Source organism: Streptomyces sp. NBC_01515, from assembly GCF_045040345.1.
GTDB lineage: Bacteria > Actinomycetota > Actinomycetes > Streptomycetales > Streptomycetaceae > Streptomyces.
Genome location: NZ_CP109416.1, coordinates 10,913,979 through 10,939,677 on the forward strand (window position 1 = coordinate 10,913,979; position 25,699 = coordinate 10,939,677).

22 protein-coding genes are annotated in these 25,699 nt (G+C 70.8%); 7 read left to right on the forward strand and 15 right to left on the reverse strand.

Annotated features, from left to right (window positions below; all coding sequences use genetic code 11):
* Positions 1-8: 8 nt before the first annotated feature.
* From OG407_RS48215 to OG407_RS48240, 6 genes are all read right to left on the reverse strand, one after another.
* Positions 9-1,484 (reverse strand): benzaldehyde dehydrogenase, encoded by a 1,476-nt coding sequence (locus OG407_RS48215; protein ID WP_405867668.1) that lies wholly within the window; start codon positions 1,482-1,484, stop codon positions 9-11.
* 42 nt (positions 1,485-1,526) lie between these two features.
* Complete coding sequence (locus OG407_RS48220; protein WP_405867670.1) at positions 1,527-2,456, reverse strand: malate dehydrogenase; 930 nt, start codon at positions 2,454-2,456, stop codon at positions 1,527-1,529.
* A gap of 112 nt (positions 2,457-2,568) precedes the next feature.
* Positions 2,569-4,194, reverse strand: a complete 1,626-nt coding sequence (locus OG407_RS48225; RefSeq protein WP_405867672.1) for a thiamine pyrophosphate-binding protein — start codon at positions 4,192-4,194, stop codon at positions 2,569-2,571.
* Between the two features lie 99 nt (positions 4,195-4,293).
* Positions 4,294-5,046 carry an IclR family transcriptional regulator gene (locus OG407_RS48230; protein ID WP_405867674.1) on the reverse strand — a complete coding sequence of 251 codons (753 nt, stop codon included), beginning with the start codon at positions 5,044-5,046 and terminating at the stop codon, positions 4,294-4,296.
* A 9-nt stretch (positions 5,047-5,055) separates the two neighbouring features.
* Positions 5,056-6,057 carry a carbon-nitrogen hydrolase family protein gene (locus tag OG407_RS48235; RefSeq protein ID WP_405867676.1) on the reverse strand — a complete coding sequence of 334 codons (1,002 nt, stop codon included), beginning with the start codon at positions 6,055-6,057 and terminating at the stop codon, positions 5,056-5,058.
* The gene (locus OG407_RS48240) at positions 6,054-7,406 is read right to left on the reverse strand and encodes an amidase family protein (RefSeq protein WP_405867678.1); all 1,353 of its coding nucleotides are present in this window, start codon (positions 7,404-7,406) and stop codon (positions 6,054-6,056) included. The genes OG407_RS48235 and OG407_RS48240 overlap by 4 nt, the downstream gene beginning before the upstream one ends.
* A 211-nt stretch (positions 7,407-7,617) precedes the next feature.
* Between OG407_RS48240 and OG407_RS48245 the strand changes: the two genes are divergently transcribed.
* The 6 genes from OG407_RS48245 to OG407_RS48270 all read left to right on the forward strand — a co-directional run bounded on the left by OG407_RS48245 (position 7,618) and on the right by OG407_RS48270 (position 15,280).
* Positions 7,618-8,958 carry an ABC transporter substrate-binding protein gene (locus tag OG407_RS48245; protein ID WP_405867680.1) on the forward strand — a complete coding sequence of 447 codons (1,341 nt, stop codon included), beginning with the start codon at positions 7,618-7,620 and terminating at the stop codon, positions 8,956-8,958.
* On the forward strand, positions 8,955-9,695 hold the full coding sequence (locus OG407_RS48250) for an ABC transporter ATP-binding protein (protein WP_405867682.1): 741 nt from the start codon (positions 8,955-8,957) through the stop codon (positions 9,693-9,695). The genes OG407_RS48245 and OG407_RS48250 overlap by 4 nt, the downstream gene beginning before the upstream one ends.
* Positions 9,692-10,420, forward strand: a complete 729-nt coding sequence (locus tag OG407_RS48255; RefSeq protein WP_405867684.1) for an ABC transporter ATP-binding protein — start codon at positions 9,692-9,694, stop codon at positions 10,418-10,420. Before OG407_RS48250 ends, OG407_RS48255 begins: the two co-directional genes overlap by 4 nt.
* The gene (locus tag OG407_RS48260; RefSeq protein ID WP_405867686.1) at positions 10,417-11,289 is read left to right on the forward strand and encodes a branched-chain amino acid ABC transporter permease; all 873 of its coding nucleotides are present in this window, start codon (positions 10,417-10,419) and stop codon (positions 11,287-11,289) included. The genes OG407_RS48255 and OG407_RS48260 overlap by 4 nt, the downstream gene beginning before the upstream one ends.
* Positions 11,286-12,341 (forward strand): branched-chain amino acid ABC transporter permease, encoded by a 1,056-nt coding sequence (locus tag OG407_RS48265; protein WP_405867688.1) that lies wholly within the window; start codon positions 11,286-11,288, stop codon positions 12,339-12,341. The genes OG407_RS48260 and OG407_RS48265 overlap by 4 nt, the downstream gene beginning before the upstream one ends.
* A 680-nt stretch (positions 12,342-13,021) precedes the next feature.
* The gene (locus tag OG407_RS48270; RefSeq protein WP_405867690.1) at positions 13,022-15,280 is read left to right on the forward strand and encodes an RNA polymerase sigma factor; all 2,259 of its coding nucleotides are present in this window, start codon (positions 13,022-13,024) and stop codon (positions 15,278-15,280) included.
* 551 nt (positions 15,281-15,831) lie between these two features.
* Here the strand turns inward: OG407_RS48270 and OG407_RS48275 are convergent.
* The 9 genes from OG407_RS48275 to OG407_RS48315 form a co-directional block, all read right to left on the reverse strand.
* Positions 15,832-16,479: a CoA transferase subunit B gene (locus OG407_RS48275; RefSeq protein ID WP_405867692.1), complete on the reverse strand. Its 648-nt coding sequence runs from the start codon at positions 16,477-16,479 to the stop codon at positions 15,832-15,834.
* On the reverse strand, positions 16,476-17,231 hold the full coding sequence (locus OG407_RS48280) for a CoA transferase subunit A (RefSeq protein WP_405867694.1): 756 nt from the start codon (positions 17,229-17,231) through the stop codon (positions 16,476-16,478). The genes OG407_RS48275 and OG407_RS48280 overlap by 4 nt, the downstream gene beginning before the upstream one ends.
* A 36-nt stretch (positions 17,232-17,267) precedes the next feature.
* Positions 17,268-18,005, reverse strand: a complete 738-nt coding sequence (locus OG407_RS48285) for an SDR family oxidoreductase (RefSeq protein ID WP_405867696.1) — start codon at positions 18,003-18,005, stop codon at positions 17,268-17,270.
* Positions 18,002-18,979, reverse strand: coding sequence for a fumarylacetoacetate hydrolase family protein (locus tag OG407_RS48290; RefSeq protein ID WP_405867698.1), 978 nt, complete (start codon positions 18,977-18,979; stop codon positions 18,002-18,004). The genes OG407_RS48285 and OG407_RS48290 overlap by 4 nt, the downstream gene beginning before the upstream one ends.
* A 106-nt stretch (positions 18,980-19,085) precedes the next feature.
* A complete protein-coding gene (locus tag OG407_RS48295) occupies positions 19,086-20,024 on the reverse strand; it encodes a VOC family protein (protein WP_405867700.1) in 939 nt (312 codons plus the stop codon).
* 11 nt (positions 20,025-20,035) lie between these two features.
* Complete coding sequence (locus OG407_RS48300) at positions 20,036-21,046, reverse strand: amidohydrolase family protein (protein WP_405867702.1); 1,011 nt, start codon at positions 21,044-21,046, stop codon at positions 20,036-20,038.
* Entirely contained in the window at positions 21,043-22,206 is a 1,164-nt protein-coding gene (locus OG407_RS48305) for an FAD-dependent oxidoreductase (protein ID WP_405867704.1), read from the reverse strand. Before OG407_RS48305 ends, OG407_RS48300 begins: the two co-directional genes overlap by 4 nt.
* A gap of 153 nt (positions 22,207-22,359) precedes the next feature.
* Complete coding sequence (locus tag OG407_RS48310; RefSeq protein ID WP_405867706.1) at positions 22,360-23,322, reverse strand: cyclase family protein; 963 nt, start codon at positions 23,320-23,322, stop codon at positions 22,360-22,362.
* Positions 23,319-24,302: a fumarylacetoacetate hydrolase family protein gene (locus OG407_RS48315; protein ID WP_405867708.1), complete on the reverse strand. Its 984-nt coding sequence runs from the start codon at positions 24,300-24,302 to the stop codon at positions 23,319-23,321. The genes OG407_RS48310 and OG407_RS48315 overlap by 4 nt, the downstream gene beginning before the upstream one ends.
* 132 nt (positions 24,303-24,434) lie before the next feature.
* On the opposite strand from OG407_RS48315, the gene OG407_RS48320 reads away from it, so the two are divergent.
* Positions 24,435-25,349, forward strand: coding sequence for a LysR family transcriptional regulator (locus tag OG407_RS48320; RefSeq protein ID WP_405867710.1), 915 nt, complete (start codon positions 24,435-24,437; stop codon positions 25,347-25,349).
* Positions 25,350-25,699 lie beyond the last annotated feature (350 nt).

Below are 25,699 nucleotides of genomic sequence, written 5' to 3' on the forward strand. Positions count from 1 at the left end.
GAGCTCTGTCAGAAGGGGTACGGGGCGATGTCGGCGCGGACCGTGAGCCACTGGCTTTCGGTGAACGCCTCGATGTTGGCCTCGGGTCCGCCGAAGCGGGAGCCTGTGCCGGAGGCCCGGACGCCGCCGAAGGGGGCGTTGGCCTCGTCGGAGACGGTCTGCCCGTTGATGTGGATGATGCCGCTGGGCACGGCGTCGGCGATGCGCATGGCGATGCCGACCTCGCCGAGGATGCCGAGCGACAACCCGTACTCGCTGTCCGAGGCGAGCGCGATCGCCTCCTCGACGGTGCCGAAAGGCACGACGGGCGCGACCGGCCCGAAGACCTCCTCCGCGTACGCGGGCATGCCGGGCGTCACCCCGGCGAGCACGGTCGGCCGGTAGAACAGCCCCTCGTAGGTGCCGCCCGCCGCCAGCCGGGCCCCGGCCTCGACGGTGCGGCGGACCAGGCCGTCGATCCGGCTGACCTGACCGGCGTCGATGATCGGGCCGAGGGCGACCTGCCCGGTCGCCGGGTCGCCGACGGGCAGGTGGTCGGCCTTGGCGGCCAGGGCTTCCACGTAGGCGTCGTGCAGGCTCTCGTGCACCAGGTGGCGGCCGGTGGTCATGCAGATCTGGCCCTGGTGGAGGAAGGAGCCGAAGGCCCCGGCGGAGGCGGCCTTCGCCAGGTCGGCGCCGGGCAGCACGACCAGGGCGTTGTTGCCGCCGAGTTCCAGGTGGGCGCGCTTGAGGTGCTGTCCGGCCAGAGCGCCGACCGCCCGGCCCGCCGCCGTGGACCCGGTGAAGGACACCACCCGCACCTCGGGCGCGGTGACCAGCGCCGCGCCGATGTCCGCGCCGCCGGGGAGCAGTTGGAGCAGCCCGGCCGGCAGCCCGGCCTCCTCGAAGATCCGTACGAGGGCGACGCCGCCGCAGACCGCCGTACGCGGATCGGGCTTCAGCAGCACCGCGTTGCCGAGCGCGAGGGCGGGGGCGACCGAGCGGATCGACAGGATGAGCGGGAAGTTGAAGGGCGCGATGACGGAGACGACCCCCGCCGGAGCGCGGCGGCTGATGCTCCACCGCGGCTCGGCGCTGGGCAGTACCGCACCTGAGGGGAGGGATGGCAGAGCGGCGGCCTCGTAGCACTCCTGGGCGGCGATGTGGGTCTCCAGCGCGGCCTTGGCGGGCACGGACCCGGCCTCGCGGACGATCCAGTCGCCGACCTCGGCGGCGTGCGCCTCCCACAGCCGGCCGGCCTCACGCAGGACGGCGGCCCGCCGCTCGTACGGCAGGGCGGCCCACTCCCGCTGGGCCTGACGGGCGCGGCTCGCCGCCAGGCGTACGTCCTCCACCGACGCCCGCCCCACGGTGGCGAGTTCCTTGCCCGTGGCCTTCTCGACGGCGGGGAATTCGCCGTCGCCGCCGGGCGTCCAGCCGTCGGCGGTGTGGATGCGGCCGGGCCAGCCGGCCGTCGGGGCGAGCAGGCTTGTCTGATGCGTCATTTCGGCTCCTCGTTGAGTCGGTTGCGTCTCGGTCGGTCGTGGTCAGCGCGCGGCGGCCACGCCGTCCAGGTCGGCCACGGCGGCCTCCACACTCACCGCCGCCCGCTGCATGCCGCGCCGTTCACCGGGCGCGAGGTCCCACTCGACGACCCGGCGCACCCCGTCGCGGCCCAGCTCCACCGGCACCCCGAGGCTCACTCCGTGCACCCCGTACTCGCCGTCCAGGACGACCGACGCGGGGACCACGGTCCCGGAACCGGTCGCCATGGCCTCGATCAGCCGCGCGGTGCCCAGGCCGGTGGTCCAGGTGGAGGTGCGGCCCGAGTCCAGCGCGACGTGCCGCGAGTACCAGCTGTCGGCGTACTCCTCGGCCACCGCCCGCTGCTCATCGGTGAGGACGACGGACTCGCCGCCGACCGTGATCCGGCTGTAGAGCGGGACCTGACCCTCGCCGTGCTCGCCGAGCATCCAGGCGTCGACGTCCTTGGGGTGCACGCCGAGTGCGTGCGCGATCCCGGTGCGCAGGCGCAGGCTGTCGTTGAGCGTGTAGCCGACCAGCCTGTGCGGGGGCAGCCAGCCCTGCCGGTGCGCCCAGGTCAGCAGCGGGTCCACGGGATTGGTCAGCATCAGTACGACGCCGCCGAAGTCCGAGTCCCGCAGAGGCCTCAGGCACTGGTCGACGATCGCCGCGTTGTCGGCGAGGAAGACCGACCGCGAGGAGTTCAGCCGCAGCGGCACGGCGGCGCTGAGCACGACGACGTCCGCGTCGAGCGTGTCCTCGGGTGTCCCGCCGCGGACGGTGTCGGGGGTCGCGCCGAGCGCGAGCGCGTTCTCCTGGTCCATCACATGGCTGGTGATCATGTTGGGCCTGGTGTCGACCAGAACGATCTCGTACGTGCCCTGCGCGGACAGCAGGTTGAACGCGGCGGACGAGCCGATGCCGCCCGCGCCCCCGATGATGACGACCTTCATCTGTATCTGTCTCCTACGAACGGCCTACGAACGGCCTACGAACGGCCTACGAACGGCCTACGAACGGCCTACGAACGGCCTACGAACGGCCTACGAACGGCCTACGAACGGCCTACGAACGGAATTCGGGATCGGCCTCGACGGCCACTTCGAGCACCAGCGGCGCCTGGCGTCCGGCGAGATCCGGAAGCACCTTGTCGAGCACGGACAGCAGTCCCGCATGGCTGTCGACCCGCTCGGCCGGGCAGCCCAGGCCGCGCGCGAGCCCCGACACACTCAGCTCGCCGAATGCCGGCCAGGCGGGGGCCGCCGAGCCCTCGCGCTCGGACAGGCGGTCCATGATCGCGTAGCGGCCGTTGGCCAGGACGACGAACAGCACGCCGGTGCGGTAGTACGCGGCGCTCCACAGCGCCTGGACGGAATAGAGGGACGACCCGTCGCCGAGCACGGCCACCACCGGCCGTCCCGGGTCCGCCATCCGTACGCCGATCGCGGCCGGCATGGCGAAGCCGAGGCCGCCCATGGCGGCGCTGAGGAAGCCGAACGGGGCGCGGGCGGGCAGCAGCGCGTGCAGGTCCGGCCGACTGGACGGCGTCTCCTCGACGATCACCGCGTCCGGGCCGAGCCGCTCCGCCAACGCGGCCAGCACGTGCGCCGCGCGCAGCGGCTCGCCGTCGCCGGGCGGGGCCGGCGGGGCCACGTTCCGCATGGGCGGCCGGGGCGTTCCCGTGGCGGTGGGAAGCACGGACGCCAGACGCCGTACGGTGTCCGCCGGGTCGGCCAGCACCGCCAGTTCGACCGGGCTGCGGTGCGCCTCCTCCGGGTCGTCGGTGATCACCGCGAGCCGGGTGCCGGGCTCCACGAACGTGCCGTGCTCGTACGGGTACTGCCGGAACACCGGTGCCCCGACGGCCAGTACGGCGTCGTGCCCCGCCAGCGCCGCCCGCAGTCCCGACCTTGCCGAGGGCAGATGTCCCGCGAACAGCCGGTGCCCCTGTGGGAAGCCCGCCCGGGCCCCGAACGACTCCTGCCACACCGGGCAGTCCAGCCGCTCCGCCAGCGCCGTCAGGCTCTCCCATCCCTCCGGCGAGTCGTTCCCGGCGCCCGCGACCAGACAGGGTGTGGCGGCCGTGCGCAGCAGCTCCGCGAGCGCGTCGACCGCCGCGCCGTCGGCTGTACGGCTGCCGTGCAGCGCCACCGGTGCGGCCTGTTCGGCGTCCGGGTCCGCCCGCGCGTGCCAGTCGTCCATCGGCACGACCACCACCGCCGGGCCCCGCCCGTCCCGCGCCTCATGCCACGCCCGCGCGATCGCCCCCGGCACGTCCTCCGCCCGCGCCGGGGTGTGCTGCCACACCGGGTACTCCCCGGCCAGCCCGTCCAACCGCCCGGCCAGGAACGGCTCGTGGGCGAGGTGCCGCCGGTCCTGCTGGCCGACGATCACCACCAGCGGCGCCCGGTTCGCCCGCGCGGTGGCCAGCGCGCTCACGGCGTTGCCGTACCCGGCGGCGGTGTGCAGCAGCACCAGCGCCGGCCGGCCGCTCTTCAGTGCGTACCCCGTGGCCATCCCGACCACCGAGCCCTCGTGCAGGCCGAGTACGAACTCGATGTCGGTCGGCAGGTCGGCGAGGAAGCCGACTTCTGTCGAGCCCGGATTACTGAAAAGAGTCGTGAGTCCGTACTGACGCAGGACCTCGAAGGTTGCTTCCTTGATCGTCTGGGCCGTCCCGGCTGTTGCCATGTGGTCCCCCTTTCTCGCGGAACCGTGACGCTAGGTCCCGCCCTCCGGGCCGGACCACAACCGAGTTCGCTATGCGAGATCCCCGCGAACGCGTTGCCTTCAGCCGATGCCTGGCAGGACCGCGCCCGTGGACAGAGCCGTGCGCAGCCGACCGGTGATCACCCGGGCGGTGTCGAGGACGGCCTCGATCTCGGCGGGGCCGGGGCGTTCGACAGTGAAGACGATGGAGACGGCGGCGACGGCGTTGCCGGGGGCGGAGACGACGGGGGCGGAAAGGGTGGCGAGGCCGGGGACGACCTCGCTGCGGGTGGTTGCGTAGCCGGCGGCACGGGCCAGGGTGATCTCGGGGCGTTCGTCGTCACGCTGGGGCTCGGCGGCGAGCATGGCGATGCCGGGGGAGCCGAGGGTGAGGGGGTGCCGGTCGCCGGGGGTGTAGACGGTGCGGGAGCGGGAGCTCTCGACCTCGACGGAGACGAGGGTGACCGCCTCCTCGCCGTCGCGGACGACGAAGAAGGCGGTCAGCCCGACGCGGGCGGCGAGTTTGGCGATCTCGGGCTTGGCGATCCGCTGGAGTACGGGGAGCGTGCGGCGGCCCAGCGACTGGGCGCGGGTGCCGAGCATGTACCCCTGCGGGGTGTGCGCGATCAGGCGGTGGTCCTGGAGGGTGCGCAGCAGGCGGTAGACGATTGAGCGGTGCAGCCGCATCTGCTGGCTCAGCTCGGCCAGCGACAGCGGCACGTGCGACAGCGCGATCAGTTCAAGCAGCCGCAGCCCTCGGTCCAGGGTCTGCACGGAGGGCTTGGACGCCTCCGGCCCACCCGGCTCGCTCCCGCTCGCACGCGCCTCGCTCATTCCGCGATATTACGCGCCTTCTGTTTCCTCCAGCTCTGGGAAGGTCGCCTCGTCCACCCCCGGGACGACCGGTCGGCGTGGCTCGCGGTGATGGACCAGGTAGGTCGCGTCGGGACGCGCGTAGTGACCGGCCGGGTCGTACGCGTTCTTCGCGATGCTGATCTCGTCGAGGTCGATCTCGGCGTAGACGAGTGCTTCCTCCCCCTCGTCGAGCGCCTTGGTGATCATGCGGCCGTCCGGTCCGTAGATCCGGGAGCAGCCGCCGCCGGCGGACAGCAGGCGGCGCTGTTCGTCCGTGGTGGCGAACAGGTCGATGCCGGCCGGGCTGATGACCTGGGTCGCCATGAGGACGAAGGAGCCGCCTTCGATGGCGTAGACCTGGGTGGCGGCGATGTTGGCCTCGGCGCTGAGCTGGTGGGCGACGTCGCGGTAGAGGCCGAAGCAGGGCCAGGACGCGATGTGGAGTTCCTCGCCCTGGGCGTACATGGCGTACTTGCTGAGCGGCTGGACGTGCTCGGCGCAGTTGAGGGCGCCGAGCCGGCCGAGGGGGGAGTCGACGACCTTGAGGTCGCTGCCGTCGCCCTCGCCGAAGAGGCTGCGCTCGACGTGCGTGGGCCTGAGCTTGCGGCGGTGCAGCAGCACAGTACCGTCGGCGGCGATCACGGTCTGGCTGATGTGGAGGCTGCCGTACACCTTCTCGCTGTAGCCGAGGGCGACGGTGATGCCGTGCTGCCGGGCGGCCCGGCGGATGGCCGTCAGTTCGGGGCCGTCCACCGTCAGGGAGTTGGCGTGGTAGCGGCCGACGAAGGGGACCTGGGCGGCCACCGACCCCAGCCACAGGAAGTGCGGGTAGCCCGGGATCCACACCTCGGGGAAGGCGATGATCGCGGCGCCGCCCCGGGCGGCCTCGGCGATGAGGTCGACGGTCTTCGCCACACCCGCGGCGGCGTCCAGCCATACGGGCTCCGCCTGGACGGCGGCGGCCCTGAACTTCCTGAGGGTGTCAGTCATGTCCGGTCTCCTTCTGCTCCTGCGTGGAGGAGTCGTTCCAGCAGCATGCCGAGGCCCAGCAGCTTCCGGTCGGCACCCCAGGCCCCGTCGAGGGCCAGGCCGACCGGCAGTGCCGGTTCCGGTGTGCGGGTCGGCACCGTGATCCCGGGCAGACCGGCGACGCTGCCGGGTCCCGTGTTGCGAATGTACGTCCGGAATGTCGGTCTCAGGACGCCGTCGTGCCGGACCTGCTCGGTCTCTCCGCCCAGCAGCCCGGCGGGCAGCGGCGTGGTGGGGAACAGCAGCGCGTCGGCCCCCGTCGTCCAAAAGACGCGCCGGTAGCCGGCGACCAGCACCCGTTCGCGGACCCGCAGCGCGGCCTCGTACTCCACCCCCGTCACCGCCATGGGGGCCCCGTCGAGGACGACCTCGGCCAGGACGGTGCGGACGTCCGGGTCGGTGATCAGCGGCAGGCAGTCGGCGGGGTCGTGTCCGGTGGCCTTCCGTAGGTAGCGCGGCAGATGGCGGGCGGCCTCGTACAGGGTGATGGGGAATCCGGCCAGCTCCTCGGCGGTCTCGACGTCCGCGAGTCGCACGGGGACCAGCCGGACCCCGGCGCGGCGCAGTACGTCCAGACTGTGCTCCCAGACGGCACCGGTGTGCGGGTGCAGCGGCTCCGTGAAGTGGTGCTCGGGCACGGCGAGCGTGACGTCACGGGCGGGCGGCGGCTCGGCCGGGGCCGGATCTGCGGCCAGCACCGCGTCGAGGAGGGCCAGTGCGGCGACGGTCGGCGCCATGGGGCCGACGGTGTCGCGGGTGCGGGACAGCGGGGTGACCCCGGTGCCCGGGTAGCGGCCGGCGGTCGGCCGCAGGGCGGCGATGCCGGTCAGCGCGGCGGGGATGCGCACCGAGCCGCCGGTGTCGGTGCCCAGGCCCGCGGGCGCGGCACCGCAGGCGATCGCCGCCGCCGTGCCGCCGCTGCTCCCGCCGGCGAAACGGTCCGGGTCGGCCGGGTTGCGTACGGAGCCGAACGGGCCGTTCGCGCTGGTCGCCCCGAAGGCCAGCTCGTGCATGTTGGTCTTGCCCAGAACGATCGCCCCGGCTTCACGCAGCCGGGCGACCACGGCCGCGTCCTGAGTGGGCACGAAATCCGCGAGCGCCTTGGAGCCCGCCGTGTTCGGCAGCCCGGCGACGTGGATGTTGTCCTTGACGACGAGCGGAATGCCGTGCAGCGGACCGCGCGGCGAGCTGCGGTCCGCCTCCCTGGCCTCGGAGAGCGCCCGGTCGGCGGCCAGGGTGATGAAGGCGCGCAGCTCAGCAGTCCGCTCGGCGCGGGCGAGCAGTTCCTCGACGTGCCGGACGCTGTTCATGCCGGGACCGTAGACGCGGCGGTACGGCCGGTGAACGAGCCGTTTCGCAATGAGAGACGGAGCGGCGGCAGAACCTGGGAACAGGCCCTGTTCATCACCATTTCACAACGGCGCCGTCGCTGTTTCTCATATCGAATCCATGCGCTGTGCATCGCCTCCGCGCGGGCCTACGTTCGCCGCTCCGTCACTCCAGGGAGCCAGGAGCCAACACATGGACCACGCCGCTCACCAGCAGACGAACCCGCCCACCAGACGAACCGTGCTCCGCGCCCTCGGACTCGGCGCCGCAGCCGCCGGGGCCGCGCCCCTGCTCTCTGCCTGCGGCGGGGGCCTGAAGGGCTCCGGATCCACCTCCGGCGACACCATCAGGATCGGCTACGTGAGCCCGCGCACCGGCGCGTACGCGGCCTTCGCGGAATCCGACTTGTACATCCTCGGGCAGGCCAGGGCCGCCTTCGCCAAGGGCATCACCTACGGCGGCACGACGTACAAGGTGCAGATCCTCGACCGCGACACCGGCTCCGACCCGCAGCAGGCGGCGACCATCGCGGACGAGCTGATCTCGCAGCAGGGCGTCGATCTGATGCTGGTCACCTCGACACCGGAGACCGTGCACCCGGTCGCCAACAAGTGCGAGAGCGAGGGCGTGCCCTGCATCTCGACGATCGAGCCATGGCAGGCCTACTTCTACGGACGTGGCGGCACCCCGGAGAAGACCTTCACCTACACGTACCACTTCTTCGACGGCATCGAGCACATCAGCACCGCCGAGAGCGACATGTGGCGGCTGTTCGACACCAACAAGAAGGTCGGCGTGCTCTGGCCCAACGACTCCGACGGCGGCGCCTTCCGCGACCGGAAGACCGGCTACCGCGCGCAGGCCGCGACCAAGGGGTTCACCTTCGTCGACCCGGGCGCCTACGAGAACGGAACGAAGGACTTCTCGTCGATCATCGCCACGTTCAAGAAGGAAGGCGTGCAGATCCTGGCGGGCGTACCGACGCCGCCGGACTTCGCGACCTTCTGGACGCAGGCCGCGCAGCAGGGCTTCAAGCCGGAGGTGGCCACCATCTCCAAGGCCATCCTCTTCGAGTCGTCGGTCGCCTCGCTGCCGGACGGCCTGGGCGACGGGCTGTGTACGGCGAGCTGGTGGGTGCCGCAGTACCCCTTCACCTCCAGCCTGACCGGGCAGACCGCGCAGCAGCTCGCCGACGACTACGAGAAGTCCGCGCAGGCCAAGGGCCGTAAGTGGAACCAGGGGCTCGGCCCCAACCACGCCCTGTTCGAGGTCGCGCGCGACGTCCTGCGGCACGCGGACCCCAAGGACAGGAAGGCTGTCGCCGCCCGGATCGGGAAGACCGGCCTGGACACCGTCCTCGGCCGCATCGACTGGACCGGGGGCGGCGCGGCCAACCCGGTCAAGAACGTCGCCGCCATCCCCATGGTCGGCACCCAGTGGGTCAAGGGCAGCGGCGGCGCGTACGACCTGAACGTGGTCAGCAACACGCTGGTGCCGTCGGTGAAGCTCGACGGCAAGGCGCGGAAGCTGTGACGGCGACGGCGGCCCAGCCGTTGCTGGAGGTCGAGCACCTGGCCGTCAGCTTCGGGGCTCTCCACGTCCTGGAAGATGTGGACCTGACGGTCCCGCGCGGCCAGGCCGTGGGCATCGTCGGTCCGAACGGCGCCGGCAAGTCGACACTGCTGAGCGCCATCTCGGGGGTCGAGCGCGCCACCCGGGGCACGGTCCGCATCGCGGGCCGCGATGTCACCCGCACCTCCGCCGCCCAGCGGTGCCGGCTCGGCGTCGGCCGGTCCTTCCAGATCCCGCGTCCCTTCGGGGATCTGACGGTCTTCGAGAACGCCCTGGTCGGCGCGCAGCGCGGCGGCCGACTGCGCGGAGCCCAGGCCCACGAACAGGCACTCCAGGCCCTGGAGACCACCGGCATGCTCGCCCTCGCCGACAAACCGGCCGGCGCTCTGCCGCTGCTCGGCCGCAAGCGACTGGAACTGGCCCGCGCGCTGGCCACCGGCCCCGAACTGCTCCTGCTCGACGAGATCGCGGGCGGCCTCACCGAGAGCGAGGCCGACGAACTGGTCGCCACCGTCCTGTGGTTGAAGGAGTCCGGCGTGACCATCCTGTGGATCGAGCACGTCGTCAAGGCCCTCGTCCAGGTGGTCGACCGGCTGGTCTGCCTCGCCTACGGCCGCATCCGCGTCGACGGCGATCCGCACGAAGTCCTCGCCAGCCCCGAGGTCGCCGAGGTCTATCTGGGAGGTGCGGCGGCATGAGCAGCAGCCCCGGCCCCCTGCTCCACCTCGACGCGGTCGACGCCGGATACGGAGACTTCCAGGCCCTGTTCGGCATTTCCCTGGCGGTCGCGGAAGGCGAACTCCTCGCCCTCGTCGGCGCCAACGGCGCCGGCAAGTCCACCTTCCTGCGTACCGTCGCCGGGGCCCTCAAACCGTTCAGCGGCGCCGTCCGCTTCGACGGGGAGGACGTCACCGGCCTCCCCGACATCCACCGCTCCCGCAAGGGCATCGGCCTGGTCCCCGAGGGCCGGCGGCTCTTCCCCTCCCTCACCGTCGAGGAGAACCTCCGGGTCGGCGCGGCCACCGGCCGCAAAGGCCCGTGGGACCTGAAGAAGGTGTACGAGATGATGCCGCTCGTCGCCGACCGCCGCACCCGTAAGGCCGCCCGGCTCTCGGGCGGCGAGCAGCAGGCCGTCGCCATCGGCCGCGCGCTGATGGGCAACCCGCGTCTGCTGCTCCTCGACGAGGTCTCCCTCGGCCTGGCCCCCCTGGTCGTCGACCAGCTCTACACGGCCCTGCCCGGCATCCGCGCCGAGGGCACCACCGTCGTCCTCGTCGAACAGGACCTCACCCGCACCTTCGCGGTCGCCGACCGTATCGCCTGCCTCCTGGAGGGCCGCATCATCCTGACCGCCCCGGCCGCCGAGCTGACCCGCGAGCAGGTCACCGCCGCCTACTTCGGCACAACGGAGGCGCTGTCATGACCTGGGTCAACGCGATCGCACAGGGCATGCTGCTCGGCGGCATCTTCGCCATGGCCGCCGCCGGACTGTCCCTGGTCTTCGGGGTGATGCGGATCGCCAACCTCGCCCACGGAGACCTGATGATCCTGGGCGGCTACGTGGCCTCGGTCGCCGCCGTCCACCTCGGTATCCCCGTCCCCCTTACGGTGCTGGTGTCCATGGCGGCGGTCGGCGGCCTCGGCTACCTCATCCAGCGCACCCTGCTCGACCGGGCCATGGGGCTCGGCGAGTTCGCGCCCCTGATGGTCACCTTCGGTATCTCCGTGATCATCCCCAACGTCCTTGTCCAGTTCTTCAGCAACGACTCCCAGCCGCTGTCCATCGGCGCGCTCAGCACCGCGAGCATCCGCGTCAGCGGCGATCTGGCCCTCGGCTGGTTCCCGCTGATCACCGTCGCGGCGGCGGTCGCGGTCCTGGCCGCGCTGCATGTCTTCCTCTACCGGACACAGCCCGGCCGCATCGTCCGCGCCACCTCCGACGACCGCGCCGTCGTCCGGCTGATGGGCGTCGACAACCGCAAGGTGTACGCCCTCACCACGGTCATCGCCTTCGCCACCGTCGCCCTGGCCGGCACCCTCTACACCATGCGGCAGGGCGGGGTGACCCCGTACGAGGGCCAGCTCACCGTCCTGTTCGCCTTCGAGACCGTCATCATCGGCGGCCTCGGCTCGCTCTGGGGCACCCTCGCGGGCGGCATGGTGCTCGGCGTCGCGCAGTCCGTCGGCGCCCAGATATCCCCCGACCTGCCGCTGCTCGCCGGGCACGTGGTCTTCCTCGTGATTCTGGTGTTCCGGCCGCAGGGCCTGTTCGGCAGGAGTGTGCTCGCATGACCACCCGGACAACCACCCCCGCTGCCGAGTCCCCGTCGGCCCCGTCCGTACGCCCCGTCATCAGACGCGGCGGCCGTGCCGCCGCTTTCGGCCTGGCCGGGACGGCCCTCGTCCTGCTGGTCATGGCGAGCCTGCCGTACGTCGTCGACACCGGCGTCACCGCACAGTTGGTGAAGCTCTGCTACCTCGTCGCCCTGGCCTCGATGTGGAACCTGCTCGCCGGATACGCCGGCATGGTCTCCATGGGCCAGCAGGCGTTCATCGGCCTCGGCGCGTACACGCTGTTCGTCGTCAACGACCACGGGATCAACATCTACGCGGGCACGCTCGTCGTCTCGGCAGTCGTCGCGCTGATCGCCTGGCCGGTCTCCTACGTCGCCTTCCGGCTGCGGGGCGGCTACTTCGCCGTCGGCACCTGGGTCATCGCAGAAGTCGTACGCCTGATCGTGGTCCGCTTCGACTCCCTCGGCGCCGCGAGCGGACGCAACCTGACCACCATCACCGCCGACCCGATCCTGCGACGGGCCTACACCTACTGGCTGGCCCTCGCCGTCATGGCAGCCGCGGTCCTCGGCACGTACCTGGTACTGCGCAGCCGCCTCGGCCTGGACCTCCAGGCCATCCGCGACGACGAGACGGCGGCCGGGGCACTGGGGGTGAACGTCACGCGCGGCAAGCGGCTCATCTACATCGCGGCGGCGGCCGGATGCGCGGCCGCCGGAGCCGTGATCTGCGTCAGCAGCCTGGGGGTGGCCTCCCCTTCGCAGATCTTCGGCGTGCAGTACACAGCTCTGATGATCTTCATGGTCGTCATCGGCGGCATCGGCACGGTCGAAGGCCCCGTCATCGGCGCCCTCATCTACTTCCTGCTCGACAAGTACTTCGCCCAGAGCGGCGTCTGGTACCTCGTCGTCATCGGAGCCGCCGCCATCGCCGTCTCCCTCTACCTACCGCGCGGCCTGTGGGGAACCCTGGCCCACCGCACCGGCTTCGCACTCTTCCCGGTGTCCCACAAGGCCCTGCAGACGTCGCGGCGCGGCCAGGCACGATAACCCCCCGAAAGGAACGCACCTCTCCGCGCAAGCGAAGGTGAACCGTTGTACATGGTGGTCAGCTTGTGGGTGCCCGACTGTGCACGCGAGCGGAGGTGAATTGCACGGCGGCAACTGTTCCGCGAGCCGGCAGGAGAGCTCACTGTCGAGAGCGACCTCCCAGCAGCACGGTGTACCCCTGAAGAACGGTCAGCTCGAAGGCTGGCTGTGCTCAGTTCAGACGCCTTGGCCAACGACACCGGTCATAGCGGCTCTGCTCCGACTGCCGGGGTGGAGCCTTCGCGCGTTGGAAGGAGAATCCGCTGCGGGCGAGTTCGAGGCGCACTCCTGAGCTGGGGCGATCGTCTCGGAATCCGGTTGGGCTTGTCCGCCAGGACGCGTTCTGGACGCAGGTTGGACACAAGGATCGGAAAGACTGAGAGCGTTGTGGTGAACCGCGCTGCTGATCGATGAGCTGTGCGTTTCTCCATTCGGTGGTTCTGCCGGGCAGCCAGCTGACGCATGGTGTTTCGTCTACTGGTTGGTTTGCTTGGTGTTGGGTCGCCGCCGCCCGCGGGTAGTGCACGGTCCGGCGAAACAATGCGGCCGGAAGTGTTACCCGGCCGCCGCGCAGCCGTCACCTATACATCGAGGCGGACCGGGCGCGCGTGGGCGCTCGGCCGGTGAGCGAAGGAGTGCGGATGCGGGTTGCAGAGCGGGACGGGCGTGCAGATCAGGACTTGGTGGTGGCGGCGCAGGGCGGGGACCGCCAAGCCCTGGACGAGTTGATGGCCGCGTATCTGCCGCTGGTCTACAACATCGTCGGGCGGGCGCTGGACGGACACGTCGATGTGGACGACGTGGTCCAGGAGACGCTGATGCGTGCGGTGGACCGGATCGGGGATTTGCGCGACCCTACGGCGTTCCGAGCCTGGGTGGTGGCGATCGCGGTGCGCCAGGTGCGCGACCGGTGGCGGCGCCACCAGGTGCAGCCCTCGGCGGCGCACGGCTGGGGCTTCGAGCTCGCGCCGGACGCGGTCGATCCCGGCGCAGACTTCGTGGACCTGACGATCCTTCAACTGGAGCTGTCGGGCCAGAGGCGCGAGACGGCTCTGGCGACGCGCTGGCTGGAGGAGGGTGACCGCGAACTGCTGGCGCTGTGGTGGCTGGAGGCGGCGGGCGAGCTGGACCGGGCGGAGCTGGCCGGGGCGCTGGGCATCGAGCCGGGACACGCGGCGGTGCGGGTGCAGCGGCTCAAGGCCCGGCTGGACGCCGCCCGCACGGTGGTGCGGGCGCTGGACGCCGCGCCCCGGTGCGCTGAGCTCTCCCAGATAGCGGCCCGGTGGGACGGGTGGGCGGCCCCGTCGTGGCGCAAGCAGTTCGCGCGGCACGTACGCGAATGCGTAGCCTGCGTCGCGTCCTGGCAGGACCTGGTGCCCGCCGAGCGGCTGCTGGCGGGCTCGGCCCTGGTACCGGTACCCGCACTGCTCGCGGCCACATGGCTGCGGCACGCCCTGCCCCCGTCCGCGCCGAGCGCGCAGGCCGCCGCGGCGAAAGGGGTCGCGGGGAAAGGCAAGGCCGCGAAGCGGTTGCGCCACGGCGGCCACGGCGGCAGATCGGGCGGGCTGGCCGCGCACGTGTCCGGGAAGCTCGTCGCGGCCGCGGTGGCTGCCGCCGTCGCCGTCGGCGCGGGCGTCGTCTACGCGGCCACCAGCCACCAGCCACAGGGTTCCCCTTCCGCCACGGCGGGGGCGCGGGGCGCTGCGGGTGTCGCGGCGGCCGTGGCGAGCGGTTCGGCCTCAGCCTCGGCGAGCGCCTCAGCCTCGGTGAGCGCGTCGGCGTCGGCGAGCGCCAAGGCAGCAGCGTCGTCGGCGTCGTCTCCTGCGGCCGGTGGCGCCAGCTCGACGATACGTTTCATGGGCAAGAACACGGTGATGATCGGAAGAATATCGAACGATAAACCTTCGGTTGCCGCACCATTCGACGCTCAGTACCAATACGTCGTCAGTCCGCCTGCACCGTCGAGCAGCGTGTACACGGCGAAGTCCTGCCCGAATGGTACGAACTGGTGGGGATGCGTGTGGGGCGGGCGCGGGGGGCTCGTCCCCCATATGGAAGCCCGCGCTGCGCAGGCCACCTATAAGGGTCAACCGCATCCGCAGACGATGATGTGGTCGTGGTTTGAACTCCCCCACCTCACCCCCAATGCGACGTGGCAGGACGAGGTGAAGGCGGTCAACCGGGTCGACCTCCTCACCAGGTACCTGAACGACTACCGTTTCTTCGTCCAGAAGATCGGCACCTCGCACGACATGATCGATCTCGAAGCCGACTTTTGGGGATTCGCCCGAGGGACGGGCGATGTGAACAAGGTCCCGGCGCAGGTGACTGCGGCGGCTCCGAACGACTGCGGAAATCAGGCGAACACTGTGGCGGGTCTGGCCCGCTGCCTGATCTCAATGACCCGCAAGTACGCTCCTCACGCGACCGTCGGCCTGCACCTCACCTGCTGGGACTGGCCGGGCAACGAGAAGAAATGCGCCAGGGATTACGTGGCCCTCGGGGCAAAAAATGCGGACTTCCTGGTCGGGGAGGTTGAAGCCGCGGACGCCGGTCTCAATGCGCTGCCGGAGAATGGCGGACACAACTCATTCTGGAGCGAAAAGAAGTGGACCGCGCAGCTCGCGTATTGGAAGACGATGGCGGACGCGTCCGGCAAACCGATCGTGGTCTGGCAGATCCCGGTCGGCAACATGCGACAGAACAACACCCCGTACCACTATAAGGACGACAAGGTGGACTGGCTGTTCTCGCACATGGACCAGGTCGCGAGCGCCCATGTCGCGGCTCTGATGTTCGGCCAAGGATCGGACAAGTCGACCACGATTGAAACCGACGGCGGCAACCTGTTCCGGAAGACGATCGCCTACCGAAACTCGGGTGGCACGCCGCTCAAATAGCGTGAGAAGGCTGCTGCCTTCGCGGTCGGCACGTCGTTCAGCACGATCGGCCCGGTCCTGCGCGGCGTGATCCTGGCCGCCCGCGGGCCGTCGGTGACGTCCGCGAGCTGCTGCCGTCGATGATGTCGGGTAGCCGGAGCACATTGCTGTGCCCCGGCTACTCGACCGTGGGCAATGTGAACAAGGTCCCGGCGCAGGTGACTGCTGCGGCCCCGAACGACTGCGCAAATCAGGCGAACAGTGTGGCGGGGCCGGTGTTTGCAGGGCTCCGGGGCGGTGTCTCTCCCCCGGCGGATCTCCTGCTATCTCGCTGTTACGGTGCGTGACGCGGTCCTGTTCGCTGTGGTTGCCGTCTGGGGGGCCTGCGCTGTCCTGGCCCGAGCCGAGGATCTGTACGTATCCGTCGGCCCTGTGGAGGGCGAGGGGCTGGGGGAGCGGGAGGTGAGCCGGGGCCGGTTCACCTCCGCTCACGCGGAGAGCACCGATCAGGTAGCCGCGTTCCGCGACCGGCCCCGGGGCCAAGGTCCGTGCCCGCCCGACGTGTTCATTGCTCATGCTCTCCGGATCAGGGGCGCGTCCGTGCGGTCGGCGATGTCCTCCGCGGTCACGCCCGGCGCGCATTCGACGAGCGCGAGGCCTTCCGGTGTGACGTCGAGGACGCCCAGGTCCGTGATGATCCGGTGGACGCATCGCTCGCCGGTGAGCGGAAGGGCGCACTCCTTGACGATCTTCGGGGTGCCGTCCTTTGCGGTGTGCTCCATCAGGACGATGACCCGGCGGGCGCCGTGGACCAGATCCATCGCGCCGCCCATGCCCTTGACCATCTTGCCGGGGATCATCCAGTTGGCCAGGTCGCCGGCAGCGGACACCTGCATGGCGCCGAGCACGGCGGTGTCGATGTGGCCCCCGCGGATCATGCCGAAGGAGAGGGCCGAGTCGAAGAAGGCGGCGCCGGGCAGGACGGTGACCGTCTCCTTGCCCGCGTTGATGAGATCCGGGTCGACTTCGCTCTCGTGCGGGTACGGGCCGGTGCCCAGGATGCCGTTCTCCGAGTGCAGGAGCACCTGGACACCCGGCGGGAGGTGACCGGGGATGAGTGTGGGCAGGCCGATGCCTAGATTGACGTAGGAACCGTCGGTGAGTTCGGCTGCGGCGCGAGCTGCCATCTGGTCGCGGGTCCAGCCCGTGGGCGTGCTCATGCGCGAACCGTCCTCTTCTCTACGTGCTTGTCGGCGGCCTGAGCTGTGGTGAGGGCCACGATCCGCTGGACGAAGACGCCCGGCAGATGCACCTGGTCGGGGTTCAACTCGCCTAGTTCCACGAGCTGTTCGACCTCGGCCACTGTCACGCGTCCGGCCATGGCGGCGAGTGGGTTGAAGTTGGCGGCCGATTTGCGGAAGACGAGGTTGCCGTGGCGGTCGCCGCGCCAGGCCCGTACGAGGGCGAAGTCGGTGGTGATCCCGTGCTCCAGCACGTACGCACGGCCGGCGAAGTCGCGGGTCTCCTTGGGAGGGGAGGCCAGGGCGACCGTGCCGTCGGCGGCGTAACGCCAGGGCAGTCCGCCGCGGGCGACCTGCGTGCCCACGCCTGCCGGGGTGTAGAAGGCGGGGATGCCCGATCCGCCTGCGCGCAGTCGTTCGGCCAGGGTGCCCTGGGGCACCAGTTCCACCTCCAGTTCGCCGGACAGGTACTGGCGGGCGAACTCCTTGTTCTCGCCCACGTAGCTGCCCGTCACGCGGGCGATCCGGGTTGCTGACAGCAGGACTCCCAGTCCGCGCCCGTCGACTCCGCAGTTGTTCGACACCACCCGCAGGCCGGTCGCTCCCTGCGCGTGCAGGGCCTGGACGAGTACGTCGGGGATGCCGCTGAGGCCGAAGCCGCCGACGGCCAGTGACGCGCCGTCGGGGATGTCGGCGACCGCCTCCGCGGCGCTCGCGCGGACCTTGTCCATGACGGAAGAGCCTTTCTGCCGTACGTTGTTGCTGGTTCAGGCGTCCGCGCGCAGGGCGTCCGAGATCGACTTGGTGCCGCCGTGCGAGGTGAGGCCGCCGTCGACCGGGATGTCCGCTCCGGTGATGAAGGACGCGTCGTCGGACAGCAGGAAGACCACGAGCGGGGTGATGTCGTCGACGGTTCCGGTGCGGCCGAGAGGTGTTTCGCGGAGGTTCCCCTCGCGGAATGCGGGGGCCGCCGAGGCGGTCATCGTGGTCTCGATGAATCCGGGGTGGATGGTGTTGACGCGGATGCCGCGTGGTCCCAGTTCCATGGCGGCCGTCTTCGACAGGCCGCGCAGCGCCCACTTGCTGGTCGTGTACGCGACGGGGTAGTGGGCGGTCAGCGCCGCCGACGAACCGACGTTCACGATCGACGCCCCAGCCCGCATCAGCGGGGTCAGGTGCTGGATGCCCAGGAGGGGACCGGTGACGTTGACCGCGTGGACTCGGGCCATGTCCTCGGGACGTACGTCGTCGATCCGCGCCCGCCAGGTGACGCCCGCGTTGTTGACCAGACCGTGCACCTGGCCGTACGACTCCCTCAGTTCGGCGGCGAGTTCGGCCCACTCCTTGTCGCTGCTGACGTCGAGGCGGCGGCAGCCGGGTGCTTCGTTCACGTCGGTGGCGATCACTCGTGCGCCCTCGCGGGCGAGCGCCTCGGCCTCCGCGGCCCCCTGGCCGCCGGCCGCGCCCGTCACCACGACGACTTTGCCCAGCAGCCGCTCGGTCACGGCCGCTCCCGGGATCGACGCCGGCCGGCTGGAACCGGCACGGGATCGACGCCGCTCACGACCGTGTTGGAGACGGACCCGATGCCTTCCACGGTGAGTGTCACCGTGTCGCCGGGCTTCAGCGGGCCCGGGTCCTGCTCGCCTCGTACGCCCCAGAGCTCGGCGAGGCAGCCGCCGTTGCCGCAGGTCCCGGAACCGAGGACGTCACCCGGGCGGACGACGGTACCCCGGGAGGCGTAGGCCACCATCTCCTCGAACGTCCAACTCATGTTGGAGAGAAGGTCCTTGCCGACCACCTGGCCGTTCACCTCGGCGGTCAGTGCCAGCCGGAGGAAGCCGTCCGCGTCGCGGTACCTCTCCAACTCGTCGGCGGTCACCAGGTACGGCCCGAGGGTGGTGGCGGTGTCCTTGCCCTTGCACGGGCCGAGACCGACCTTCATCTCGGCGGACTGCAGGTCGCGAGCGGACCAGTCGTTGAAGACCGTGTAGCCGACGATGTGGTCGCGGGCGTGCTCGGGGGTGAGGTCGCGGCCCTCCTCGCCGATGACGGCGGCGACTTCGAGTTCGAAGTCGAGCACGCTCGAACCCGGAGGCACGGGGATGTCGTCGTGCGGGCCGTACACCGCGTAGGGGTTGGCGAAGTAGAACGTCGGGGCCGCGTACCACTGTTCGGGCACCCCGGCGGCTCCGTCCACCGACTTCCGTACGCCTTCGACATGCTCCTCGAAGGTGACGAAGTCCCGCACGGTGGGCGGCTGGAGCGGCGGCAGCAGTCGCACCTCGGAGACGTGGGGGCCGGCCGCGACGTCGAGCGTCGCGGAGCCCGCGTCGAGCAGTTCGGGCAGACCGCCTCCCCTTCCCTCGGCGAGCAGGCCGGTCAGTGAGCTGACACCAGGCAGGGGGTAGAGCGTGCCGTCCTCTTCGACGACGGCCACCTGGCGTCGGTTGCGGTACTCGTACGTGGCGAAACGCATGGGCGGGTCCTGTCGGCGCGAGGACGAGTGAACGAGACCGGGTGCGCGGCGGGGAGCCAGGGCATGGCATGACCGCCGCGTTCCCGGCGGCAGGGGGCCTGACCGGTCAGACCGGCGGGGCGACGAACACGCCGCGATCGGGGTCGTTGAAGGACTCCTTGGCGATCAGCTCGTTCATCGGGTTGGCGGTGCCCCACTGGTCGGTGACCTCGGGCTGGGAGAAGTCGTAGACGTGGGGGTGCCAGGTGTCCTCGTCCAGCTCCTCCAACTCCGTCGTGTATTCAACGGTGTTGCCGTGCGGGTCGAGGAAGTAGGTGAAGGTGTTGTCGCCCGCCATGTGCCGGCCCGGACCCCAGACCTTCTGGAAACCGGCCCGCATCACCCGGCCGGAGCCGCGCATGTACTCGTCGATGCCGCGCATCTCGAAGGAGACGTGGTGCAGCGAGGTGTGCGGGCCCTTGGCGATGGCCATGGAGTGGTGTTGGTTGCTGATCCGCATGAAGTGCATGACGTCACCGACGTACGGCGAGCTGAGCGTGTCGGAGTGCCGGAAGCCGAGGTGCTGCTCGTACCAGGCGCGGGTCCTGTCGAGGTCCGGCGAGTTGAGGACGACGTGCGACAGCTTGACCGGGATCGACTCCTTCTCCTCGATCCTGCGGTGCTGCCGGACCTCCACGTCGGCCGAGACCTCGACGGTGCGGCCGTCGACGTCGAAGAAGCGGAAGCCGTACCCGCCGCCCGGGGTGTCCACCTTGCCCGGCCGGCAGATCAACTCGACCCCACCGGAGAGGAGTTGCTCGGCGAGTGTGTCCACGTCGGCGGCTGAGGCGGCGCCGTAGGAGACCAGGTCGAGGCGCTTCTCGTCGGCCTTGCGCAGCCGTACGACGTACTGCTCGGGGCTGCCCTCGGCGGCGAGGAAGGAGATGCCGGAGTCCTCGGCGACCTTGGTCAGGCCCCAGACGCCGGAGTAGAAGTCGAGTTGCTTGTCGTAGTCGGGCACGGCGAGGTCGACGTGCCGGAGGTGGGTGAGCAGGCGGTTGCTCATGGGGGTCCTCCTCAGACGAGGTTGAGCAGGGCGGCGGCGTTCGCGCCGCGGAGGGAGTGGAAGTCGTGGTTGGTCAGATCCGCCGCGCGCAGTGCGGCCAGCGGGTCGTCCGTGCCCATGTCGAAGGGGAAGTCGGAGCCGAGCAGGACACGGTCGGCGCCCGCGGTTCGGACCAACTCCCGTAGCACGTACGGGTCGTGGACGAGCGAGTCGTAGTAGAGCTGCCGCAGATAGCTGCTCGGCTCCCGTGCGCAGCCGTGTGTGTCGGGGCGGGCTCGCCAGGCGTGGTCGGAGCGGCCGATGTGGGTGGGGAGGTAGCCGCCGCCGTGCGCCGCGATCACCTTCAGGCCCGGGTGGTGGTCCAGGACACCGGAGAAGATCAGGTGGGAGAGGGCGACGGCGTTCTCGGTGGGCTGGCCGACGGTGTTGGACAGGTACCACTGGTCCAGGCGCTCGTCGAGCGTGCAGCCGAAGGGGTGCAGGAACAGGAGGGCTCCCGTCTCCTCGGCCCGCGACCAGAGGGGTTCGTAGGCCGGGTCCGACAGTTCGCGGCCGGGCGCGTGTGAGGAGATCTCCACACCCCTGAGTCCCTGCTCCAGTGCGTGGTCGAGCAACTCGACCGCGAGGTCCGGGTGTTGGAGCGGGATCAGGCCCAGGCCGTGCAGCCGGTCGGGTGCCTTCGCGCAGTGCGCCGCGGTGCCCTCGTTTGCCAACCGGCAGACCGTTGCGGCCAGTTGGGGCTCGGCCCAGTAGTGGTAGTGCGACGGGGACGGGCTGACCAGCTGGATGTCCACGCCCTGCGCGTCCATGGCGGCGAGGCGTACGGCGGCGTCCGTCAGCTTCGGCACGCGTGCGCCGACCATCGGGCCGTTCACGGTGAGGGCGGCCGGGCCGCTGCGGCGGGCGTCGAGGGCGCGGGCCTCGGCGAGGCCGGGACGACCGGCGACGGTCTCCTCGACCTCGGGAAGAAGGAGGTGCGCGTGGACGTCGATCGTCGGAGCGGAGGATGCGGTGGCGGTCACGGGCGCTCCTTGAGCATCGTCATGGTGCGGCCGATCAGCCCGGGCATGTCGGCATCGCGCACGCCGTCCAGCTGCCACTGGCCGATCTGCACGGATGCCTCGACGACGGTGCGCACCCGGCGAATGCGGCGGTCGTAGTACGCCTGGAGCAGTTCGTCGCCCCAGTCCTGTCCACTGCTCAGCAACTCGGCGAGGACGACGGCGTCCTCCAGGGACATGGCCGCGCCCTGGGCCAGGGTGGGCGGGCAGCAGTGGGCGGCGTCGCCGATCAGCACGACACGGCCCCGGTGCCAGGCGCCCTCGACCAGCAGGCGGTCGAACCAGGTGTAGTTGACCTTCGTCGGGTCGGTGATGTGGGCGGTGATCTCGGGCCAGGCACCGCCGTAGCCCTGTGCCAGGCGGCGCATCTCGTCGGCGTGGGCGGCCGGATCGATGGCGGCGCGGTCGCGGCACGCCTCGACGAGGTAGGCGTAGATGGTGTTCTCGCTGGTGGGGCAGTAGCCGGCGATGTAGGCGGGGCCGCCGTAGGCGAGGTCGGTGCGTGTCACGCTCTCGGGCCGCGGGGCGGCGATGCGCCAGATGGCCATGCCGGTCGGTTCGGGTTTGTCGGTGATACCGATCGCGGCGCGGGTGGTCGAGCTGACGCCGTCGGCGGCGATCACCAGGTCGTAGCGGCCGGTCGTGCCGTCGCTGAGGCGTACGGAGACGCCGTCGGCGTCCTGGTCCAGGATCTCGGCGGTGGTGCCCAGGCGAACGCCGGCGCCGGAGGCGCGGACCGCGTCCATGAGGATCTGCTGGAGCTGGGGGCGCTGCATGCCGAGGGTGGCGGGCAGGTTCTCCCCACCGGTCCGGATATCCTCGGCGACGAACAGGACGGTGCCGTCGGGGGCGGTCACGCCCAGCGAGCCGAAGGCGTACCCGGACGCTTCCACCCGTTCCCAAACGCCCAGTTCGCGCAGGACACGCAGGGCGTTGCCCTGGAGGGTGATGCCCGAGCCGGTGGTGGCGTTCCAGTCCGGCCTGGCCTCGATCAGGTCCACATTCATGCCGGCGCGGCGCAGCAGGATGGTGATGGCGTTTCCTGAAGCGCCCCCGCCGATGACCAGGACGGTGGGTGCCTCCCCATCCGGAGGCCGGGGGAAGGTGGGGCTGTCAGCCATGTCGGGGGATACCTCCGGGGTTGGGCCGCGCGGCTTTGGGCGGCGGGGGGTGCGGCTCGCCCGCCGGGGAGCAGCGGGCCGTGGTGCGGGCGGGGTGCGGGGCGGATACGCCGTTCGCTGTCCGGGGAAGGGCGCGGCCTGCGGCTGAAGGGGCTACTTGACGGCGATGGGGTTCACGGGGGAGCCGACGGCGCCGGTGATGGGAAGGGGCGCGGCGGTGAGCCAGAAGTCGTGGACGCCGTCGGCCGCGCAGTCGGCGGCGAGGGCGTCGAGATCCCACATCTCGCCGATGAGCAGGCCGATGTTGGGGATGGCGACCTGGTGCAGCGGCTGGAAGGCGTGGTCGAACTCGTTGGGCCGCACCTCGAAGCCCCAGGTGTCGGTGGCGATGGCGGCGATCTCGGTGGAGTGCAGCCAGCCGGCGGTGGTGAACGACAGCCCGGGCGCGGGTCCGCCCGCGTACTCGCCCCAGCCCTCCCGGCGGGCGCGGGCGAGCCGCCCGGTGCGGACGAGCACGATGTCACCGCGGCCGATACGCACACCGTGGGCTTCGGCGGTCGCGGTCAGGTGTTCCTCGGTGATCACGAACCCATCGGGCAACTCGCCCTCGGCACCGATGACTTGCCCCACGTCCAGGAGCACCCCGCGCCCGGCGACATAGGGCGCCATGTGCTCGATGCCGGTGACGAGGTCGCCGTCGGAGGTGACGACCTTCTCGGCCGCGCGGCCGTTCCACGCCTTGCCGTGGTCGAAGATGTGCCCGAGCCCGTCCCACTGTGTGGAGCACTGCAAGGGCATCGCGATCACGTCGTCGGCGCCGCCGATGCCGTGCGGGAAGCCCTGGTTGCCGAGGGCGGCGTCGGTGCCGGTGTCGAGCATGGTGTGCACCGGGTTGGTGCGACGGCGCCAGCCCTTCTGCGGGCCGTCCATGTCGAAGGACTGCGAGAGTGAGAAACTGACCCCCCGGCGGACCAGTGCGGCCCCCTCGCGGCGCTTGGCCTCGTCGAGGAAGTTGAGCGTGCCCAGCACGTCGTCCTCGCCCCAACGCCCCCAGTTCGAGTACGACTTGGCGGCCTCGGCGATCGCGCCCTCCGGATCGTGGCGGTCCAGGGTCATGCCGACCCCTCCGCCACACAGCGGGTGCGCTGCACGCCCAGGCCGGTGATGGACCCCTCCATGACGTCGCCGTCGCGCAGCAGGCGTCCCCAGTGGATGCCGTTGCCGGCCGGGCTGCCGGTCAACACCAGGTCGCCCGGGAGGAGTTGGGCGCTCTGGGAGGCGTACGACACCAGTCGCGCCACGCCGAAGAGCATGTCCTTGGTGGACTCGTCCTGCATGGTCTCGCCGTTCAGCCTGAGGGTCACGCGCAGGTCACCGGGGTCCGCGACCGACCCGGCCGGGACGAGCCACGGGCCGAGCGGGGTGAAACCGGGGGCGTTCTTGCTGCGCAGCCAGTCGGTGCCGATGGCCTTCATGTCCCGGCGGAAGACGGTCGCGCGGTCGGTGAGGTCGTTGGCGATCGTGTAACCGGCGACGTAGCCGAGGGCATCCTCGACAGACACCCGGTAGGCCGGCTTGGCGATCACGGCCGCCAACTCCAGCTCCCAGTCCGGCTTTTGGGCCCAGGAGGGCAGTACGACATCGTCGTACGGGCCCGTGATCGCGCTCGGCAGCCCGATGAACACGTACGGGAGGTCCTCGGCGGCCCGGCGGTCCATGACCGCGGCGATCTCCGCGCGCGCCTCCTCGACCGTGCGCGGGTCGTCGGGGGAGCGGTGGGCGACCTCCAGGTCGATCACGTGCTGGCGGTAGTTGGCACCGGACTGGAAGATCTGGCGGGGCGCGATCGGGGCGTGCACATGCAGGCCCTCCAGGGGCCGCCAGTCGAGGGTGTCGTCGTCCACGAGGGAGCGCAGGACGGGGAGGGTCTCCTCCCACCGCTCCACCACGGCGCGCAGGCCGGACGGTGCCCAGTCCAGGGTGCTGCTCAGGTCGAGTACACGCTCCTTCGCCAAGAGGCCGGGAAACGGGACACCGTCCTGAGCGGAGAACGTGCCGAGCGCGAACGGGCCGGCAGGTTGCGCGATCGTTGCCATCAGATTTCCTCCTGCTGGGTTGCGGTCTACTGTGGCCTCGATCGACCGATCACGGAAATAGATCCTGTGGATGTGCCGAATCCATGGCGTGGATGGCTCCTCCTCGTATAGGTCTCGCATTGGTGGTGCCTGATGAACCTGTCCCGACTCGATCTCAACCTGGTCCTCGCGCTGCGTGCGCTGCTGGAGGAGCGCAACGTCACCCGGGCCGGCGAGCGCGTCGGGCTCAGCCAGCCCGCGATGAGCGCCGCGCTGTCCCGGCTGCGCCGCCACTTCGACGACGAACTGCTCGCCCGCACCGGCAACAGCTATGAGCTGACACCGCTCGGTGTGGCCCTGCGGGATCGCAGCGCCACCGCCTGCGACCTGCTGGAGCGGGTCTTCGCCAGCCAGGCCGACTTCGATCCGGCCGCCGAGAGCCGTGAGTTCACCCTGCTCGCCTCCGACTACGGCGCCGCCGTCTTCGGCTCCGCGCTTGCCCGCGCCCTGCATCAGGAGGCGCCCGGCATCCGGCTCGCGTTCCAGCACTCGACGCCCGCGGCGGTGGAGAACACCGCCGCGATGCTGAGCACCGTCGACGGTCTGCTGCTGCCGCACGGCATCATCGACGGCTTCCCCGCCGTCGAACTCCACCAGGACCGCTGGCTGTGCATGGTCGCCGACGACCACCCCGATGTCGGCGACGAACTCACCCTCGACCAGCTGGCCCGCCTGCCCTGGGCCGTCTACCAGCGCCCCTACGACGCCCCGGCCGCCCGCCAGCTCAGCATGATCGGCATCAGTCCCCGGGTGGAGGTCTCGGTGCAGACCTTCCAGCTGCTGCCCCACATGGTCGAGGGCACCCGCAGGGTCGCGATGATCCAGGAGCGCCTGGCACGCCGGGCGGTCCGCTCGGCCGCGGTGCGCGTCCTGCCCTGCCCGTTCGAGGCGGTGCCCGTGCAGGAAGCTCTGTGGTGGCACCCGGTGCACACCCAGGACGCCGCCCACATCTGGCTCCGCCGGAAGGCCGAGGAGGTGGGAGCGACGCTCATGGAGAGCGGTGACTGAGCGGAGCCACAACGGGTGTGGAGACGTATTGATGTGCGGCTCCGCCGCGTGGGCGCGCAGTTCTCCGCGCCTCTGGGGTGGTTGCCCTGCTGTATGCGTATGAGAAGCCGTAGGTCAACCGGACGTGATCGCTTGATTCCAGCCGGTCAGGCATGGTCTGGCTTGGACTGCGGGAGGCATGCGGCGTCTTGCGGCCAGGTAGCGGATCGCGTTCAGCAGTTGGCGGTGGGTGCATGCGGCGCAGCCGGATGCGCGAGGCAATCACACGATGGAGCAGCCGAGTTGAACTGAACGGGCTCGAACGCGTACAACAACGACACCAGGGCCTCCCGGCACTGCTCGGTCGGATT

Coding starts and splice junctions, on each gene's coding strand:
- OG407_RS48215 (WP_405867668.1), bottom strand. CDS start 1,484: ATGACGCATCAGACAAGCCTGCTCGCCCCGACGGCCGGCTGGCCCGGC.
- OG407_RS48220 (WP_405867670.1), bottom strand. CDS start 2,456: ATGAAGGTCGTCATCATCGGGGGCGCGGGCGGCATCGGCTCGTCCGCC.
- OG407_RS48225 (WP_405867672.1), bottom strand. CDS start 4,194: ATGGCAACAGCCGGGACGGCCCAGACGATCAAGGAAGCAACCTTCGAG.
- OG407_RS48230 (WP_405867674.1), bottom strand. CDS start 5,046: ATGAGCGAGGCGCGTGCGAGCGGGAGCGAGCCGGGTGGGCCGGAGGCG.
- OG407_RS48235 (WP_405867676.1), bottom strand. CDS start 6,057: ATGACTGACACCCTCAGGAAGTTCAGGGCCGCCGCCGTCCAGGCGGAG.
- OG407_RS48240 (WP_405867678.1), bottom strand. CDS start 7,406: ATGAACAGCGTCCGGCACGTCGAGGAACTGCTCGCCCGCGCCGAGCGG.
- OG407_RS48245 (WP_405867680.1), top strand. CDS start 7,618: ATGGACCACGCCGCTCACCAGCAGACGAACCCGCCCACCAGACGAACC.
- OG407_RS48255 (WP_405867684.1), top strand. CDS start 9,692: ATGAGCAGCAGCCCCGGCCCCCTGCTCCACCTCGACGCGGTCGACGCC.
- OG407_RS48260 (WP_405867686.1), top strand. CDS start 10,417: ATGACCTGGGTCAACGCGATCGCACAGGGCATGCTGCTCGGCGGCATC.
- OG407_RS48265 (WP_405867688.1), top strand. CDS start 11,286: ATGACCACCCGGACAACCACCCCCGCTGCCGAGTCCCCGTCGGCCCCG.
- OG407_RS48270 (WP_405867690.1), top strand. CDS start 13,022: ATGCGGGTTGCAGAGCGGGACGGGCGTGCAGATCAGGACTTGGTGGTG.
- OG407_RS48275 (WP_405867692.1), bottom strand. CDS start 16,479: ATGAGCACGCCCACGGGCTGGACCCGCGACCAGATGGCAGCTCGCGCC.
- OG407_RS48280 (WP_405867694.1), bottom strand. CDS start 17,231: ATGGACAAGGTCCGCGCGAGCGCCGCGGAGGCGGTCGCCGACATCCCC.
- OG407_RS48290 (WP_405867698.1), bottom strand. CDS start 18,979: ATGCGTTTCGCCACGTACGAGTACCGCAACCGACGCCAGGTGGCCGTC.
- OG407_RS48295 (WP_405867700.1), bottom strand. CDS start 20,024: ATGAGCAACCGCCTGCTCACCCACCTCCGGCACGTCGACCTCGCCGTG.
- OG407_RS48305 (WP_405867704.1), bottom strand. CDS start 22,206: ATGGCTGACAGCCCCACCTTCCCCCGGCCTCCGGATGGGGAGGCACCC.
- OG407_RS48310 (WP_405867706.1), bottom strand. CDS start 23,322: ATGACCCTGGACCGCCACGATCCGGAGGGCGCGATCGCCGAGGCCGCC.
- OG407_RS48315 (WP_405867708.1), bottom strand. CDS start 24,302: ATGGCAACGATCGCGCAACCTGCCGGCCCGTTCGCGCTCGGCACGTTC.
- OG407_RS48320 (WP_405867710.1), top strand. CDS start 24,435: ATGAACCTGTCCCGACTCGATCTCAACCTGGTCCTCGCGCTGCGTGCG.